General features: G+C 61.3%; 16 protein-coding genes. 12 read left to right on the forward strand and 4 right to left on the reverse strand.

Going from position 1 to position 15,913, the window contains the following annotated elements:
• Positions 1–5: 5 nt before the first annotated feature.
• A complete protein-coding gene (rph, locus tag A7D21_RS04765) occupies positions 6–728 on the reverse strand; it encodes a ribonuclease PH (protein WP_003213280.1) in 723 nt (240 codons plus the stop codon).
• 217 nt (positions 729–945) lie between these two features.
• On the opposite strand from rph, the gene A7D21_RS04770 reads away from it, so the two are divergent.
• The 6 genes from A7D21_RS04770 (at position 946) to A7D21_RS04795 (ending at position 6,242) form a co-directional block, all read left to right on the forward strand.
• Entirely contained in the window at positions 946–1,809 is an 864-nt protein-coding gene (locus A7D21_RS04770; RefSeq protein WP_053258665.1) for a YicC/YloC family endoribonuclease, read from the forward strand.
• Positions 1,810–1,819: 10 nt separating this feature from the next.
• Entirely contained in the window at positions 1,820–2,440 is a 621-nt protein-coding gene (gene gmk / locus A7D21_RS04775; protein WP_053258666.1) for a guanylate kinase, read from the forward strand.
• 167 nt (positions 2,441–2,607) lie between these two features.
• Positions 2,608–2,871, forward strand: a complete 264-nt coding sequence (gene rpoZ, locus A7D21_RS04780; protein ID WP_003176920.1) for a DNA-directed RNA polymerase subunit omega — start codon at positions 2,608–2,610, stop codon at positions 2,869–2,871.
• A 60-nt stretch (positions 2,872–2,931) separates the two neighbouring features.
• The gene (gene spoT / locus A7D21_RS04785; protein ID WP_053258667.1) at positions 2,932–5,037 is read left to right on the forward strand and encodes a bifunctional GTP diphosphokinase/guanosine-3',5'-bis pyrophosphate 3'-pyrophosphohydrolase; all 2,106 of its coding nucleotides are present in this window, start codon (positions 2,932–2,934) and stop codon (positions 5,035–5,037) included.
• Between the two features lie 24 nt (positions 5,038–5,061).
• On the forward strand, positions 5,062–5,442 hold the full coding sequence (locus tag A7D21_RS04790) for a RidA family protein (protein ID WP_003176922.1): 381 nt from the start codon (positions 5,062–5,064) through the stop codon (positions 5,440–5,442).
• A 56-nt stretch (positions 5,443–5,498) separates the two neighbouring features.
• Positions 5,499–6,242 (forward strand): hypothetical protein, encoded by a 744-nt coding sequence (locus A7D21_RS04795; RefSeq protein WP_069551161.1) that lies wholly within the window; start codon positions 5,499–5,501, stop codon positions 6,240–6,242.
• A gap of 125 nt (positions 6,243–6,367) precedes the next feature.
• Here the strand turns inward: A7D21_RS04795 and A7D21_RS04800 are convergent, their stop codons facing one another.
• A complete protein-coding gene (locus A7D21_RS04800; protein WP_053258669.1) occupies positions 6,368–7,219 on the reverse strand; it encodes an SDR family oxidoreductase in 852 nt (283 codons plus the stop codon).
• Between the two features lie 188 nt (positions 7,220–7,407).
• On the opposite strand from A7D21_RS04800, the gene exbB reads away from it, so the two are divergent.
• The 6 genes from exbB (at position 7,408) to A7D21_RS04830 (ending at position 14,299) form a co-directional block, all read left to right on the forward strand.
• Positions 7,408–8,388 carry a tonB-system energizer ExbB gene (gene exbB, locus A7D21_RS04805; RefSeq protein WP_069551162.1) on the forward strand — a complete coding sequence of 327 codons (981 nt, stop codon included), beginning with the start codon at positions 7,408–7,410 and terminating at the stop codon, positions 8,386–8,388.
• A gap of 6 nt (positions 8,389–8,394) precedes the next feature.
• Positions 8,395–8,820, forward strand: coding sequence for a TonB system transport protein ExbD (gene exbD / locus A7D21_RS04810; protein ID WP_003195519.1), 426 nt, complete (start codon positions 8,395–8,397; stop codon positions 8,818–8,820).
• A complete protein-coding gene (locus A7D21_RS04815; protein ID WP_053258671.1) occupies positions 8,817–9,566 on the forward strand; it encodes an energy transducer TonB in 750 nt (249 codons plus the stop codon). Before exbD ends, A7D21_RS04815 begins: the two co-directional genes overlap by 4 nt.
• A 250-nt stretch (positions 9,567–9,816) precedes the next feature.
• A complete protein-coding gene (locus tag A7D21_RS04820; protein WP_069551163.1) occupies positions 9,817–10,737 on the forward strand; it encodes a hydrogen peroxide-inducible genes activator in 921 nt (306 codons plus the stop codon).
• An 8-nt stretch (positions 10,738–10,745) separates the two neighbouring features.
• Positions 10,746–12,821: an ATP-dependent DNA helicase RecG gene (recG, locus tag A7D21_RS04825; RefSeq protein WP_053258672.1), complete on the forward strand. Its 2,076-nt coding sequence runs from the start codon at positions 10,746–10,748 to the stop codon at positions 12,819–12,821.
• A gap of 77 nt (positions 12,822–12,898) precedes the next feature.
• Positions 12,899–14,299: an aminoacyl-tRNA deacylase and HDOD domain-containing protein gene (locus tag A7D21_RS04830; RefSeq protein ID WP_053258673.1), complete on the forward strand. Its 1,401-nt coding sequence runs from the start codon at positions 12,899–12,901 to the stop codon at positions 14,297–14,299.
• A 135-nt stretch (positions 14,300–14,434) separates the two neighbouring features.
• Here A7D21_RS04830 and A7D21_RS04835 read toward each other — a convergent pair whose 3' ends face one another.
• On the reverse strand, positions 14,435–14,815 hold the full coding sequence (locus A7D21_RS04835; RefSeq protein ID WP_064455030.1) for a hypothetical protein: 381 nt from the start codon (positions 14,813–14,815) through the stop codon (positions 14,435–14,437).
• 124 nt (positions 14,816–14,939) lie between these two features.
• Complete coding sequence (tagQ, locus tag A7D21_RS04840) at positions 14,940–15,866, reverse strand: type VI secretion system-associated lipoprotein TagQ (protein ID WP_069551164.1); 927 nt, start codon at positions 15,864–15,866, stop codon at positions 14,940–14,942.
• Positions 15,867–15,913: the final 47 nt, after the last annotated feature.

Consider the following 15,913-nt stretch of genomic DNA (forward strand, 5'->3'; position numbering starts at 1 on the left):
CCGACTCAGTCAGCCAGTGCGGCGTTCTGCAGCTCGAAAATTTCGGTCATGCCTTTCTGGGCCAAGGCCAGCATGGCGTTCAGGTCGGCCGGCTGGAATGGCGCGCCTTCGGCGGTGCCCTGCACTTCGATGAAACCACCGGTGCTGGTCATCACTACGTTCAGGTCGGTCTCGGCAGCCGAGTCTTCCAGGTAGTCCAGGTCCAGCACGGGCTCGCCCTGGTACATGCCGACCGACACCGCAGCAATCATTTGCTTGAGCGGGTCGCCGCCTTTCAGGCCGCCGCGTTTCTTGATCACTTTGAGTGCATCGACCAGGGCCACCATAGCGCCGGTGATGGAAGCGGTGCGCGTGCCGCCATCAGCCTGGATCACGTCACAATCGACGTACAGGGTAACGTCGCCCAGCTTGGACATGTCCAGGGCTGCACGCAGGGAGCGGCCGATCAGACGCTGGATTTCCAGGGTACGGCCGCCTTGCTTGCCACGGCTGGCTTCACGCTGGTTACGCTCGCCGGTGGCGCGCGGCAGCATGCCGTATTCGGCGGTCAACCAACCCTGGCCCTGGCCCTTGAGGAAACGCGGCACGCCGTTTTCGACGCTGACGGTGCAGATCACCTTGGTATCGCCAAACTCGACCAGTACAGATCCCTCGGCGTGTTTGGTGTAGTTGCGGGTGATGCGGATCGAGCGGAGCTGATCGGCAGCGCGACCACTTGGACGTTTCATAGGGGATACCTGTACGGAGGACGAAAAACTGCCGAGCATTATAGAGCCGCGAACCGATTCGGGGCACTTCTAAAAAATTCGGTTACGAATGGCGAGCCTATTGCCCATTGTTTGGGCGCGCTCGCCCCACTGCGCTACAATCCTGCGCCTTCGCAGCCTGTCGGCTTCAATTTACCCATCAGCCCGCATTTGTGGGACTGCATCGCGAGGTACCTCCATGGTGCACAGCATGACCGCCTTCGCCCGCGTCGAAAAAGCCGGCGTCCAAGGCACCCTGAGCTGGGAACTGCGCTCGGTCAACAGCCGTTACCTGGAGCCGCACCTGCGTCTGCCGGAATCCTTCCGTGACCTCGAAGGCGCCGTGCGTGAAGCACTGCGCCAGGGCATCTCCCGTGGCAAGCTCGAATGCACCCTGCGCTTTACCGAGGAAACCACCGGTAAGCCACTGCAAGTCGACCGCGACCGCGCCGCGCAACTGGTTGCCGCCGCCGAAACCATCGCCGGCCTGATCAAGCAGCCCGCCGCGCTCAACCCTTTGGAAGTGCTGGCCTGGCCCGGCGTACTCGTGGCCGACGCCACCGACCCGCAAGCCCTCAACGCCGAAGCGCTCGCCTTGTTTACACAGGGTTTGAAGGAGCTCAAGGCCGGCCGCGAGCGCGAAGGCGCCGAACTGGCCCGCCTGATCAACGAGCGCCTGACCTCGATCGAAGCCGACGTAGTCACCCTGCGCGAGCTGGTGCCGCAGATGCTCGCCACCCAACGCCAGAAAGTCCTCGACCGCTTCACCGACATGAAGGCCGACCTCGACCCCGTGCGCCTGGAGCAGGAAATGGTGCTGCTGGCACAGAAGAGTGACGTGGCCGAAGAGCTCGACCGCCTGAGCACCCATATCCTCGAAGTGCGCCGCGTGCTCAAGTCCGCCGGTGCCGCCGGTCGGCGCCTGGACTTCCTGATGCAGGAACTCAACCGCGAAGCCAATACACTGGGCTCCAAGGCGTTTGATCCGCGCAGCACCACGGCTGCGGTCAACCTCAAGGTGTTGATCGAGCAGATGCGCGAACAAGTACAGAATATTGAGTAAGGCAACCTCCATGACCCACAGCACCGGCACCCTTTACATCATTTCCGCCCCTTCGGGCGCGGGCAAGAGCAGCCTGGTCAAGGCCCTGACCGACGCTGACGAGCAAATCCGCATCTCGGTCTCGCACACCACCCGCGCCATGCGCCCGGGTGAAGTGGACGGCGTGCACTATCACTTCGTCGAGCGCACCGAGTTCGTGAAGATGATCGAACACGGCGACTTCCTTGAGCGTGCCGAAGTCTTCGGCAACCTCTACGGCACTTCGCAAAGCCATTTGCAGCAGACCCTGGACGAAGGCCACGACCTGATCCTGGAAATCGACTGGCAGGGCGCTGAGCAAGTGCGTCAGTTGATGCCCAAGGCGCGCTCGATCTTCATCCTGCCACCTTCGCTCGAAGCCTTGCACCAGCGCTTGACCAACCGTGGCCAGGACAGCGACGAGATCATCGAAGGCCGCATGCGTGAAGCCGTCAGCGAAATGAGCCACTACGTCGACTATGACTACCTGATCATCAACGACGATTTTGCGCATGCCCTGGACGATTTGAAGGCGATTTTCCGTACCAATCAGCTCCAGCAGAAGCGCCAACAACAGCGTTTCGGTAAATTACTGGCCGAACTGCTGGGTTGATTGACGCTTCCCAAAACCGCTGCAAGGGCTTTACATTGGCACTTGTAGCGGTTTTGCGAGGGCCTGCGAAAAAACAGCGCTTCCCTAAACGCTGGTGATTTTTTAAACTGTTTAGTCCGCTCGCCCAACCGGGCAGCGCGCATCTTGCATTCGCTCCGAGGAATACCATGGCCCGCGTAACCGTTGAAGACTGCCTAGAACACGTGGATAACCGCTTTGAGCTGGTCATGCTCTCTACCAAGCGTGCCCGTCAATTGGCCACTGGCGGCAAAGAGCCACTGGTCCAGTGGGAAAACGACAAGCCTACCGTTGTAGCCCTGCGTGAAATCGCTGAAGGCCTGATGAGCTACGAGTTCATCGCTAACGCCGAAATCGTTGAAGACGAACCGCTGTTTGCAGCGTTCGAGGACGAGTCCAACGAGGCCGTCTAAGCCTATGCCTGGTCGACGTAGCACGGCGCGGGGTCACAGCCAACGGCAGGAGTTAACACTTTGCCGAGCATAGACGCCCTCGCCGATCGCTTATCGGCCTACCTCGGCCCAGACCAGGTCAACCTGGTCCGCCGAGCGTATTTCTACGCCGAACAAGCCCACGACGGCCAACGCCGCCGCAGTGGTGAAGCGTATGTCACGCATCCTCTTGCCGTGGCAAATATTCTCGCCGACATGCACATGGACCATCAGAGCCTGATGGCTGCGATGCTGCATGACGTGATTGAAGACACCGGCATCGCCAAGGAAGCGCTCAGCGCGCAATTTGGCGAAACCGTGGCCGAACTGGTCGACGGGGTCAGCAAACTGACCCAGATGAACTTCGAGACCAAGGCCGAAGCCCAGGCAGAAAACTTCCAGAAGATGGCCATGGCCATGGCCCGCGACATTCGGGTCATTCTGGTCAAGTTGGCGGACCGGCTGCACAACATGCGCACGCTGGAAGTGCTGTCCGGCGAAAAACGCCGGCGCATCGCCAAGGAAACCCTGGAAATCTACGCGCCCATCGCCAACCGGCTGGGCATGCATGCCATTCGTATCGAATTCGAAGACCTCGGCTTCAAGGCCATGCACCCGATGCGCTCGGCGCGCATCTACCAGGCGGTAAAGCGCGCCCGTGGCAACCGCAAGGAAATCGTCAACAAGATCGAAGAGTCGCTGAGCCACTGCCTGGCGATCGACGAGATTGAAGGCGAGGTCAGCGGCCGGCAGAAACACATCTACGGCATCTACAAGAAGATGCGCGGCAAGCGCCGGGCCTTCAACGAGATCATGGACGTGTATGCGTTCCGGATCATCGTCGACAAGGTCGATACCTGCTACCGCGTGCTGGGCGCTGTACATAATTTGTACAAACCTCTGCCAGGCCGCTTCAAGGACTACATCGCCATTCCCAAGGCCAACGGCTATCAGTCGCTGCATACCACGTTGTTCGGTATGCATGGGGTGCCGATCGAGATCCAGATCCGCACGCGGGAAATGGAAGAAATGGCCAACAACGGCATCGCCGCCCATTGGCTGTACAAATCCAGCGGCGACGAGCAACCCAAAGGCACCCATGCCCGCGCCCGCCAGTGGGTCAAAGGCGTGCTGGAAATGCAGCAACGTGCCGGCAACTCCCTGGAATTTATCGAAAGCGTGAAGATCGACCTGTTCCCGGACGAGGTCTACGTATTCACGCCCAAAGGCCGGATCATGGAGCTGCCCAAAGGCTCCACGGCGGTCGACTTTGCCTACGCGGTGCACACCGATGTCGGCAACAGCTGCATTGCCTGCCGGATCAACCGTCGTCTCGCACCGCTGTCCGAACCGCTGCAAAGCGGCTCCACGGTCGAGATCGTCAGTGCACCCGGCGCGCGCCCGAATCCGGCCTGGCTTAACTTCGTGGTCACGGGTAAAGCGCGGACACACATCCGCCACGCGCTCAAACTGCAACGCCGCTCCGAATCCATCAGCCTGGGCGAACGCCTGCTGAACAAGGTGCTCAACGGTTTCGACAGCGCCCTCGAAAAAATCCCGGCCGAACGCGTGCAAGCAATGCTCCACGAGTACCGCCAGGAAACCATCGAAGACCTGCTGGAAGATATCGGCCTGGGCAACCGCATGGCCTATGTGGTCGCCCGCCGCCTGCTCGGCGAAGGCGAACAACTGCCAAGCCCCGAAGGCCCGCTGGCCATTCGCGGCACCGAAGGCCTGGTGCTCAGCTACGCCAAGTGCTGTACGCCGATCCCGGGCGACCCGATTGTCGGCCACTTGTCTGCGGGCAAAGGCATGGTGGTGCACCTGGACAATTGCCGCAATATCAGCGAGATCCGTCACAACCCCGAAAAATGCATCCAGCTTTCGTGGGCCAAGGATGTCACCGGTGAATTCAACGTCGAGCTGCGGGTTGAGCTGGAGCACCAGCGCGGCCTGATCGCCCTGCTGGCCAGCAGCGTCAACGCGGCCGACGGCAATATCGAGAAAATCAGCATGGATGAGCGCGATGGCCGCATCAGCGTGGTCCAGCTGGTGGTCAGCGTGCACGACCGCGTGCACCTGGCCCGTGTGATCAAGAAACTGCGCGCCCTGACGGGAGTGATCCGTATCACCCGCATGCGTGCATAGCCGTTCTCTTACAAGGAGTCACTCATGACCAAGACTGTTATCACCAGCGACAAGGCCCCGGCCGCCATCGGTACTTACTCCCAGGCGATCAAGGCGGGCAACACCGTCTACATGTCCGGCCAGATCCCACTGGACCCAAAGACCATGGAACTGGTTGAAGGCTTCGAAGCACAAACCGTACAAGTCTTCGAAAACCTCAAGTCCGTGGCCGAAGCCGCTGGCGGTTCGTTCAAGGACATCGTCAAGCTGAACATCTTCCTCACCGACCTGAGCCACTTCGCCAAGGTCAACGAGATCATGGGCAAGTACTTCGAACAGCCGTACCCAGCCCGCGCCGCCATCGGCGTTGCTGCCTTGCCTAAAGGCGCACAGGTTGAGATGGACGCGATTCTGGTCATCGAGTAAAACACCCGGCGCAGCCTTCACGGGCTGCGCCGACTTCGTTTTAGAAGGATTTCGTAATGCGCAAAGCGCTTGTAGCCTCTTCGTTGCTCGCCCTGTTGCTGGGCGGCTGCGCCAGCAACCCCGCCGACCTGGATGTGAGCGGCACCTGGATCAACCAGGCCGCCATCAACGCGGCAGCCAAGGGCGGCCCTTTGCGTGAAGCCCTGCAATCCTTTGGCCCGAACCTCGAATGGGAGGTCAATACCAAGGCTTCGCAGGCACGCTACTACAATGGTTTTGAAGTCGCTGAAGGCAAGTTGCTGGGTGAGAAATCCGGCGCCTGGAGCGTCGAGTTCTACGGCAGCTCGGCCACCGAACTCAAGCGCAAGGGCAAACAACTGTTGCAAGTGGCCAACGATAACGAGCCAGAACAATTGTTCGCCCGCGCCAAAGACCCGGCTCCGGAGGGCGCGCCATTGGGCGCCAACTTCGAACGGGCGCTGTATGCAGCCTACATGGGCGACGACTGGAAGATCACTGACGGCAACGGCGACGGCGCCACGGTGCAGTTCCAGGCTGACGGCAAGGTCGCTGGCCTGCCAGGCGTCGACCGCTACTCGCTGTGCCTGGCGGGTGACTGCGCCTCGATGAGCGGCGGCTACGACAGTATCTGGCTGCAACTGAACGGCCAGGGCAACCCGTGGATCTTCGTGCGCAAAGGCAAGCAGCTGGAAATTTTCCAGGCGGTGAACACCGCGCATACCGACGAAGTACCTTCGTTCACGCCCGGCCCGCGACAGTGGTTGCTTGAAAAAAAATAGGCAGCCAAACACAACGCTAAATGTGGGAGCGGGCTTGCTCGCGAATACGGTGTAACAGTCAAATCATCAGTGACTGAACCCGCGCATTCGCGAACAAGCCCGCTCCCACATTTTTTTGATCGCGTTTAGCCCTTTAGAATCGCTGCATACCCCTCGCGATAGGTCGGATACGTCGGCACCCAGCCCAGCGCCTTGGCGCGGGCATTGCTGCATTGCTTGCTGCCGGCACGACGCACACTCGCATCATCCGCCCACTCGGTTACGCCCAGGTACTCGCGCAACCAGCCGACCACTTCCGCCAACGGCGCAGGCGCATCGTCCACGCCGATGTAGATCTTATCCAGCGCACCGCCCTGCTCCACATGCCGCAACAAAAACGCGAGCAAGCCCGCGGCGTCATCCGCGTGAATCCGGTTGCCATATAAAGGTGGATCAACTGCCACGCGGTAGCCCTGGCGCACCTGGGTCAACAGCCATTCGCGGCCGGGACCGTAGATCCCGGTCAACCGCACGATACTCGCAGGGATTGCGCTGTTAAGGGCCACTTGCTCGGCCTCCAGCATCACCTGGCCCGAATATCCCTTCGCCAGGGTGTCGGAGGTTTCGTCGACCCACTCACCCTTTTGCTGGCCGTACACACTGCTGCTGGACACAAACAACAGATGCTTGGGTTCCTGGCCGTAGTCGCCCAGCCACTCCAATACATGCTGCAACCCTTGCACATATGCCGCGCGATAGCCGGCTTCATCGTGGTCCGTGGCAGCAGCGCAGTACACCAGGTAATCCACCCCGCCGATCGGCCAGGTGTCAGGGCAATCTTTTTTGAACAGGTCGCCGGCAATGCCGATGACCCCGTCGGGAAGCCGCGAAATATCGCGTCGCAGCCCATGAACCTCCCATCCCGAGGCCAGCAATTGGCTAGCCAGCCGACTACCCACATCGCCGCAACCGGCAATTACAACAGAAGGCGCAGACATCACAAAACTCCATTCTTAAAGGCGCAGATTAGCCGCCAGAGATGACCAGCGGCCAGCAAAAGGACAAATTAAGTAACTGTATTACTTTTGTTAACAAGAATTACTTGCAATAATAACCCCCCAATTTGTCCTCGGCCTCACAGGGTCTGGCAGGACGATCACTCATTTCTCTCTCAGGTCCGGCCAGCATGACACGTAATACAAACCCCGCTTCGCCAACCAAGCTTCGCAGCCCATCCCGCGCCTGGCGTGCGATTGCTGCGCTGCTGTTCAGCGTACTGCTGGCACCGACCGCCGCCTTCGCTGATGCCACCGCCCCAGCCGCTCCGGCGGCTGCCGAGCACACCGCGGCAACTCCGGCTGCGCCTGCTGCCGCACCGGTCGCCACCGACCCTGCCCAGGCGGCCAACCCGGCACCTGCCGACGACTCCGGTGTAGTGCTCGAACAAGACAACACCTTGGGCATGGCCCATGACCTGTCACCCTGGGGCATGTACCAGAACGCCGACGTCGTGGTGAAAGCCGTGATGATCGGCCTGGCCATCGCCTCGATCATTACCTGGACCATCTGGATCGCCAAGGGCTTCGAGCTGCTGGGCGCCAAGCGCCGCCTGCGCACTGAAATCGTCCACCTGAAGAAGGCCACCACCCTCAAGCAAGCCAGCGAAACCGCGACCAAGAAGGGCACCCTGGCCAACCTGCTGGTTCAGGACGCGCTGGAAGAAATGCGCCTGTCGGCCAATACCCGTGAAAAAGAAGGCATCAAGGAACGCGTCAGCTTCCGCCTGGAGCGGCTGGTTGCAGCCTGTGGCCGGAACATGAGCAGCGGCACCGGGGTTCTGGCTACGATTGGTTCCACCGCGCCTTTCGTCGGCCTGTTCGGCACCGTGTGGGGCATCATGAACAGCTTCATCGGCATCGCCAAAACCCAGACCACCAACCTCGCCGTCGTTGCCCCTGGCATCGCCGAAGCCCTGCTGGCTACGGCTCTGGGCCTGGTTGCCGCGATTCCTGCGGTGGTGATCTACAACGTCTTTGCCCGTTCGATTGCCGGCTACAAGGCTCAGGTATCGGACGCATCGGCAGAAGTCCTGCTGCTGGTCAGCCGCGACCTCGATCACCTGCCTACCGAGCGCAGCTCGCAACCGCACATGGTGAAAGTGGGGTAATCGGCCATGGGCCTGCATTTGAATCAAGGCGACGACGAACTCGTCGAGAACCACGAAATCAACGTCACACCGTTTATCGACGTGATGCTGGTGCTGCTGATCATCTTCATGGTGGCGGCCCCACTGGCCACCGTGGACATCAAGGTCGACCTGCCTGCGTCCAGCGCCAAACCTGCGCCGCGGCCGGAAAAACCGATTTTCCTCAGCGTCAAAGCGGACCAACGCCTGTTCCTGGGCGAAGAAGAAGTCAAAGCCGAAACCCTGGGCCCGGTGCTCGACGCCAAGACCCAAGGCAAGAAAGACACGACGATCTTCTTCCAGGCCGACAAGGGCGTGGACTACGGCGACCTGATGAGCGTGATGGATGCCCTGCGGGCAGCCGGCTACCTCAAGGTTGGCCTGGTCGGACTTGAGACGGCAGCCAAGAAATGATCACGACGCGCCACAAACTGACGCGTTATGGCACCAGCCTCGCCGTCGTGCTGGGCGTGCATGCCGTCGCGATCATCATCGCGCTCCAATGGTCCGCGCCGCATCCGGTCCAACTGCCACCGGCGGCCATGGTCATCGACCTGGCGCCGATGCCTGCACCGCCGCCTCCGGCACCGCCCAAAGTCATTACACCGCCGCAGCCGCCGGCACCGGTGGAAGAACTGCCCCTGCCGAAAATGGCCGAGGCACCCAAGCCCACGATCCAGGTACCCAAGCCGGTCAAGCCCAAACCGAAGCCTCAGCCGCCCAAACCCGTGGAGAAGAAGCCCGAGCCGCCCAAGGAAAAACCTTCCGAGGAGCCACCGAGCGAAACCCCACCGACCAAAGCCCCGGCTGAGAAGTCCGCCCAGCCCGTGCCCGGCCCATCGCCTGCACAGGTAGCGGCCAAGGCGTCCTGGGAAGGCGCCCTGCTGGCGCATTTGCAGAAGTACAAGAAGTACCCGCCAAGCGCCCAACAGCGTGGCAAGGAAGGTTTGAACCGCCTGCGCTTTGTAGTCGATGCCGAAGGCAACGTGCTGTCGTACGAGCTGGTCGGCCGCTCCGGCAACGCTGACCTGGACCGTGCGACCCTGGACATGATCCGTCGTGCCCAGCCACTGCCCAAGCCACCGGCCGATATGTTGAAAGGCGGCAGCGTCGAGATCGTCGCGCCGTTTGTTTACAACATCGAGAAGCGTCGCCGCTAAGGCTTGCAAAAACGGGCGTGCGTGTGGGAGCGGGCTTGCTCGCGAAAGTGGAGTGTCAGTCACCGATTTTATTGGCTGACCCACCGCTTTCGCGAACAAGCTTGCTCCCACGTTTGATTTCATCAGCTCTAAAAATCCTTTTTCAGCTAAATCCGCGCCACTCCCCGCTCAATCCCCATCAAAGTTCTGATAACGTGCGTCTATCGATTGCAGCCGTTATGCTTGGCCTGCAACCTCATGGACGCCCGCTATGACTCTTACAGAATTACGCTACATCGTGACCCTCGCCCAAGAACAGCACTTCGGCCATGCGGCCGAGCGTTGCCACGTCAGCCAGCCGACGCTGTCGGTGGGCGTGAAAAAGCTTGAAGACGAACTCGGTGTGCTGATTTTCGAGCGCAGCAAGAGCGCCGTGCGCCTCACGCCAGTGGGCGAAGGCATTGTTGCCCAGGCCCAGAAGGTACTGGAACAAGCCCAAAGCATTCGCGAGCTGGCCCAGGCCGGCAAGAACCAGCTGACCGCACCGCTGAAAGTCGGCGCCATCTATACCGTCGGCCCGTACCTGTTCCCGCACCTGATCCCGCAACTGCACCGCGTTGCGCCGCAGATGCCGTTGTATATCGAAGAAAACTTCACCCACGTATTGCGCGACAAACTGCGCAACGGCGAGCTGGACGCGATCATTATCGCCCTGCCGTTCAACGAGGCAGACGTGTTGACCCTGCCGCTCTACGACGAGCCGTTCTACGTGTTGATGCCCGCCTCACACCCGTGGACACAGAAAGACACCATCGACGCCGGCCTGCTCAACGACAAGAGCTTGCTGCTGCTCGGTGAAGGCCACTGCTTCCGCGACCAGGTACTGGAAGCCTGCCCGACCCTGACCAGGGGCAACGACGGCGCCAAGCACACCACCGTAGAATCCAGCTCCCTGGAAACCATTCGTCACATGGTGGCTTCCGGCCTGGGTATTTCGATCCTGCCGCTGTCGGCAGTCGACAGCCATCACTACGCCCCTGGCGTGATTGCGGTGCGCCCACTCACGCCGCCAGTGCCGTTCCGTACCGTGGCCATTGCCTGGCGTGCCAGCTTCCCGCGGCCGAAAGCCATTGAGATCCTCGCCGACTCGATCCGCCTGTGCTCGGTGGCCAAGCCGCCTGCTGCGAGCTAAGTAAGCGTATGACTGAGCTGTCGCGAGTGTCGGTGACGGCACTCAAAGGTGTCGGTGAAGCCATGGCCGAGAAGTTGGCCAAGGTCGGCCTGGAGAACCTCCAGGATGTGCTGTTTCACTTGCCTCTGCGCTATCAGGACCGCACACGTGTGGTGCCCATCGGCCAATTGCGGCCGGGCCAGGACGCCGTGGTTGAAGGCACCGTCAGCGGTGCCGATGTGGTGATGGGCAAGCGCCGCAGCCTGGTCGTACGGCTGCAGGACGGTACCGGCGGGCTGAGCCTGCGCTTCTATCACTTCAGCAATGCGCAAAAGGAAGGCCTCAAGCGTGGCACCCGCGTGCGCTGTTACGGTGAAGCCCGGCCTGGCGCGTCGGGCCTGGAAATCTATCACCCGGAGTACCGCGCCATCACCGGCGACGAGCCGCCCCCGGTCGATACCACGCTCACGCCGATCTACCCACTGACCGAAGGCCTGACACAACAACGCCTGCGCCAGCTGTGCATGCAGACCCTGACCCTGCTCGGCCCGAAAAGCCTGCCCGACTGGCTGCCCCTGGAACTGGCCCGCGACTATCAACTGGCGCCGCTGGACGATGCGATTCGTTACCTGCACAACCCGCCAGCCGATGCCGATGTCGACGAACTCGCGCTCGGTCATCACTGGGCACAACACCGCCTGGCCTTCGAAGAACTGCTGACCCACCAGCTGTCTCAGCAACGCCTGCGCGAAAGCATGCGCTCCCTGCGTGCACCCGCGATGCCCAAGGCCACGCGCCTGCCGGCGCAATACCTGGCCAACCTCGGCTTTGCGCCGACAGGCGCCCAGCAACGCGTGGGCAATGAAATTGCCTATGACCTCAGCCAGCACGAACCGATGTTGCGGCTGATCCAGGGCGACGTGGGCGCGGGCAAGACCGTGGTCGCCGCCCTCGCCGCCCTGCAAGCATTGGAAGCCGGTTACCAGGTGGCGCTGATGGCGCCCACCGAGATCCTCGCCGAACAACATTTCATCACGTTCAAGCGCTGGCTCGAACCGCTCGGCCTGGAAGTGGCATGGCTGGCGGGTAAGCTCAAGGGCAAGGTCCGCGCGGCGGCGCTGGAACAGATCGCCGCAGGTGCACCGATGGTGGTGGGCACCCACGCGTTGTTCCAGGATGAAGTGCAGTTCAAGAACCTCGCACTGGTGATCATCGACGAACAGCATCGTTTCGGCGTGCAGCAACGCCTGGCCTTACGCCAGAAAGGCGTGGGCGGACGCATGAACCCGCACCAACTGATCATGACGGCCACGCCGATCCCGCGCACGCTGGCCATGAGCGCCTATGCCGATCTCGACACGTCAATTCTCGATGAGCTGCCGCCAGGCCGCACACCGGTCAATACCGTGCTGGTGACCGACACGCGGCGTGTGGAGGTCATCGAGCGCGTGCGCGGTGCCTGCGCCGAAGGGCGTCAGGCGTACTGGGTATGTACGCTGATTGAAGAGTCCGAAGAACTGACCTGCCAGGCTGCCGAAACCACCTATGAAGACCTCACCAGTGCCTTGGGCGAGCTCAAGGTCGGGCTGATCCACGGCCGCATGAAACCTGCGGAGAAAGCCGCGGTGATGGCCGAATTCAAGGCCGGCAACCTGCAACTGCTGGTGGCCACCACCGTGATCGAGGTCGGTGTGGACGTGCCCAATGCCAGCCTGATGATTATCGAAAACCCCGAGCGCCTGGGCCTCGCCCAACTGCACCAATTGCGCGGCCGTGTTGGCCGGGGCAGCGCCGCCAGCCACTGCGTGCTGCTCTACCACCCGCCGCTGTCACAGATCGGCCGTCAGCGCCTGGGCATCATGCGCGAAACCAACGACGGCTTTGTCATCGCCGAAAAAGACCTTGAGCTGCGCGGCCCCGGCGAAATGCTCGGCACCCGCCAGACCGGCCTGCTGCAATTCAAGGTCGCCGACCTGATGCGCGACGCCGACCTGCTGCCCGCCGTGCGTGATGCGGCGCAGGCACTGCTTGAACGCTGGCCGGATCACGTCAGCCCGTTGCTCGATCGTTGGCTCAGGCATGGGCAGCAATACGGCCAAGTGTGACGCCTGACTCACTTATCCAACCTACAGTTGTATCAAGCTGGTTATACTTCGAAGACTGTAAGAAATTGGATCAGGCCATGTCAGAAGTCGCCCTCGCCACAGTCCCACTGACCGCCCCGCCGGTCATTCGGGCTCTGCTCGCAAAGCTCGCCATCCCTTACACAGAGGTTGTCGAACAGCCCGGCCTGAATCCCGCGCAAAAGGTCCAGGCTGTGTTGCTGGAAGACGCCGTCGGCGCGCTCATGGTGTTGTTCCCGCAAAGCCAGTTGCTTGACCTCAACCGTCTCGCCGAGCTGACCGGTCGCCGCCTTATCGCCGTGTCGCCGGATCGCATCGAGCGCATGCTGGCCAAGCATGAACTGAGCCTGCTGCCCGGCCTGCCGGCACTGACCAGCTCACCGTGCCTGTACGAAGGCAGCCTGCTCAACGAACCGAGCCTGCTGGTGCACTCAGGCGAAGCCGGGCTGCTGCTGGAAATTGCCAGCGGCGACTTCAAGACCATGCTCACCAAGGCCAGCGCCGGTCATTTCGGCGAGCCCCTGAGCAATATCCGCCCCAACCTCGACCGCCCCAATGATGACCGCGAGGAAATCACCCAGGCGATGCAGGCCTTCACCGCTCGCCGCATCCAGCAGCGCCTGGAAGCAACCATCGAGATTCCGCCGCTGGCCGACACGGCGCAGAAGATTATCAAGCTGCGCGTCGACCCCAACGCCACCATCGATGACATCACCGGTGTCGTCGAGACTGACCCAGCCTTGGCCGCTCAAGTGGTGAGCTGGGCGGCGTCGCCGTACTACGCCTCGCCAGGCAAGATTCGTTCAGTGGAAGACGCCATCGTGCGCGTGCTCGGCTTTGACCTGGTGATCAACCTGGCGCTGGGCCTGGCCTTGGGCAAAACCCTGAGCCTGCCCAAAGACCATCCGCATCAGTCCACCCCGTACTGGCACCAGTCGATCTACACCGCCGCCGTGATCGAAGGCCTGACCCGCGCCATGCCTCGCGCCCAGCGCCCGGAAGCCGGCCTGACCTACCTCGCTGGTTTGCTGCACAACTTCGGTTATCTGCTGCTGGCCCACGTGTTTCCGCCGCACTTTTCGCTGATCTGCCGCCACCTTGAGGTCAACCCGCACCTGTGCCACAGCTATGTCGAGCAACACCTGCTGGGCATCAGCCGCGAGCAGATCGGCGCGTGGCTGATGCGCTACTGGGACATGCCGGACGAACTGTCCACCGCCCTGCGCTTCCAGCACGACCCGACCTACGACGGGCAATACGCTGAATATCCGAACCTGGTGTGTTTGGCCGTGCGCTTGTTGCGCAGCCGTGGCATTGGCTCCGGGCCGGATGAGGCGATTCCGGATGAGCTGCTTGAGCGTCTGGGCTTGAGCCGTGACAAGGCTGAGGAAGTGGTCGGCAAGGTGTTGGATGCCGAAGTGCTGTTGCGTGAATTGGCATCGCAGTTCAGCCAGGGCTGACACTGTCACCTGATAAACCGCTATCGCAGGCAAGCCAGCTCCCACAGTTGACCGAGTTCCAACCCTGGAATGCAGTCAACTGTGGGAGCTGGCTTGCCTGCGATGAACTCAACTCGGTACCCCTGAAGAAACCCTTCAGCCCTTCTTCTTTTTCTTCGGCTTCAAATACTTGGTCAGCCCCTGGAACCAGATCACCAGCGCCGGGTTGCCCTTGATCTGGATCGACTTGTCCTGAATCCCCGTCATGAACGCCAGTTGCTTGTTCTTCGCCTGCATCGTGGCGAAGCCGTAGGCCGCATCTTTGAACGCGATAGCAAATGCCGGCGCAGGGTGAACCCCTGAACGGCTGGTGATGCGCTGGTCTTTGACGATGAAGTGACGGGCAACCTTGCCGTCGAGGGTCTGCAACTGGAACGCCAGGTCTTTGTCACCCAGTTGTTGCTGGAAAGCAGGGTTGGTGCGGCTGGCTTTGCCCATCATCAGGCCAAGCACCCACAGCAGAAGACGAAATTTCATGCACACGGCCTCGGTGTATTTATTAAGTGGCCGCAGCAGTGTAACGATTTGCAGAAGGAACGCCACCGATCTCGCGCTTTAGCAGGAGATCGGTTGGCGTTTAACGCTTATAGCAACATGTTACTTAAACGTTAGGGCAAGGCACCGGCGCCCAATCGGCGAGGTTAGGATCGCGGCAGGTGCCTTCGATCTGTGCTTTACCGGCGCTGGCGACCTGCTTGCTTTCAGCTTGCTTGGCCTGCACGGTCTGGATGCTCTTCTCGGTGGTCACCGCTTCTTTCGGCACGGTTGGCAATACTGGCTTTTTCGCGACTTTTGCCGGTGTTTTGCCTTTCTTGGCCGGTACAACTGGCGGCGTTACATCGGCCTGGGCAACGGTTACCACATCGTTGCGCTGCACACCGACTTGCTGCAGGTCTTTCTCGTAGGCCTGGGTGTAGTTATTCAGGTCTTCGCTGGCTTTACCGTTGACCGCAACGATCAGGTCATTGGACTCCTTCAAGCCTGCAACGATTTCCGCCAGGCGCTTGCGGCCTTCGGTGTCGTTGACGGTCTTGGCTTTACGATCGGCCACCAGCTTGGTGAACGCGCTCTGGTAGCACTGCTGGGACGCCTTGGCGTAAGCGGTGCTACGGTCGATGTCGGAAGCGCTTTTGTTGAAGTCCGTGGAGTACGACGCGATGCGCTGGTTGTCATCCGTGATCTGCTTCTGACGCTCGGTGTAGTAACCCGCTGCGCCGCCGGCCAGGGCGCCGCCCGCTGCACCGATAGCGGCGTTACGGCCGCGCTTTTCGGAGTCGCCGGTCAGCGCACCCAACAGAGCACCGCCGGCCGCGCCGAGGGCCGCACCGGTCACAACCGACTTGGTCATGTTCGAATCGGTTGCACGCAAGTGCTGCACCGGCTCGTAGCAGTTCGGGTAGTACTCGACCTTGGTGCTTGACGCGACCTTGGACGCCGGCGACGTAGCGCAACCAGTCAACACGGTGCTGAAACCGGCTGCGATCAGCAGCAGGTGACGCTTGGAAACCGCCTTACGGGAAAAAAGCATAGGTGTGTTCTCTTTTAAGTTTGACTTGCCCAGCACGGCCCACCGCC

This window comes from Pseudomonas sp. AP19 (assembly GCF_001728855.1).
In the GTDB taxonomy this organism is placed as follows: domain Bacteria; phylum Pseudomonadota; class Gammaproteobacteria; order Pseudomonadales; family Pseudomonadaceae; genus Aquipseudomonas; species Aquipseudomonas fluorescens.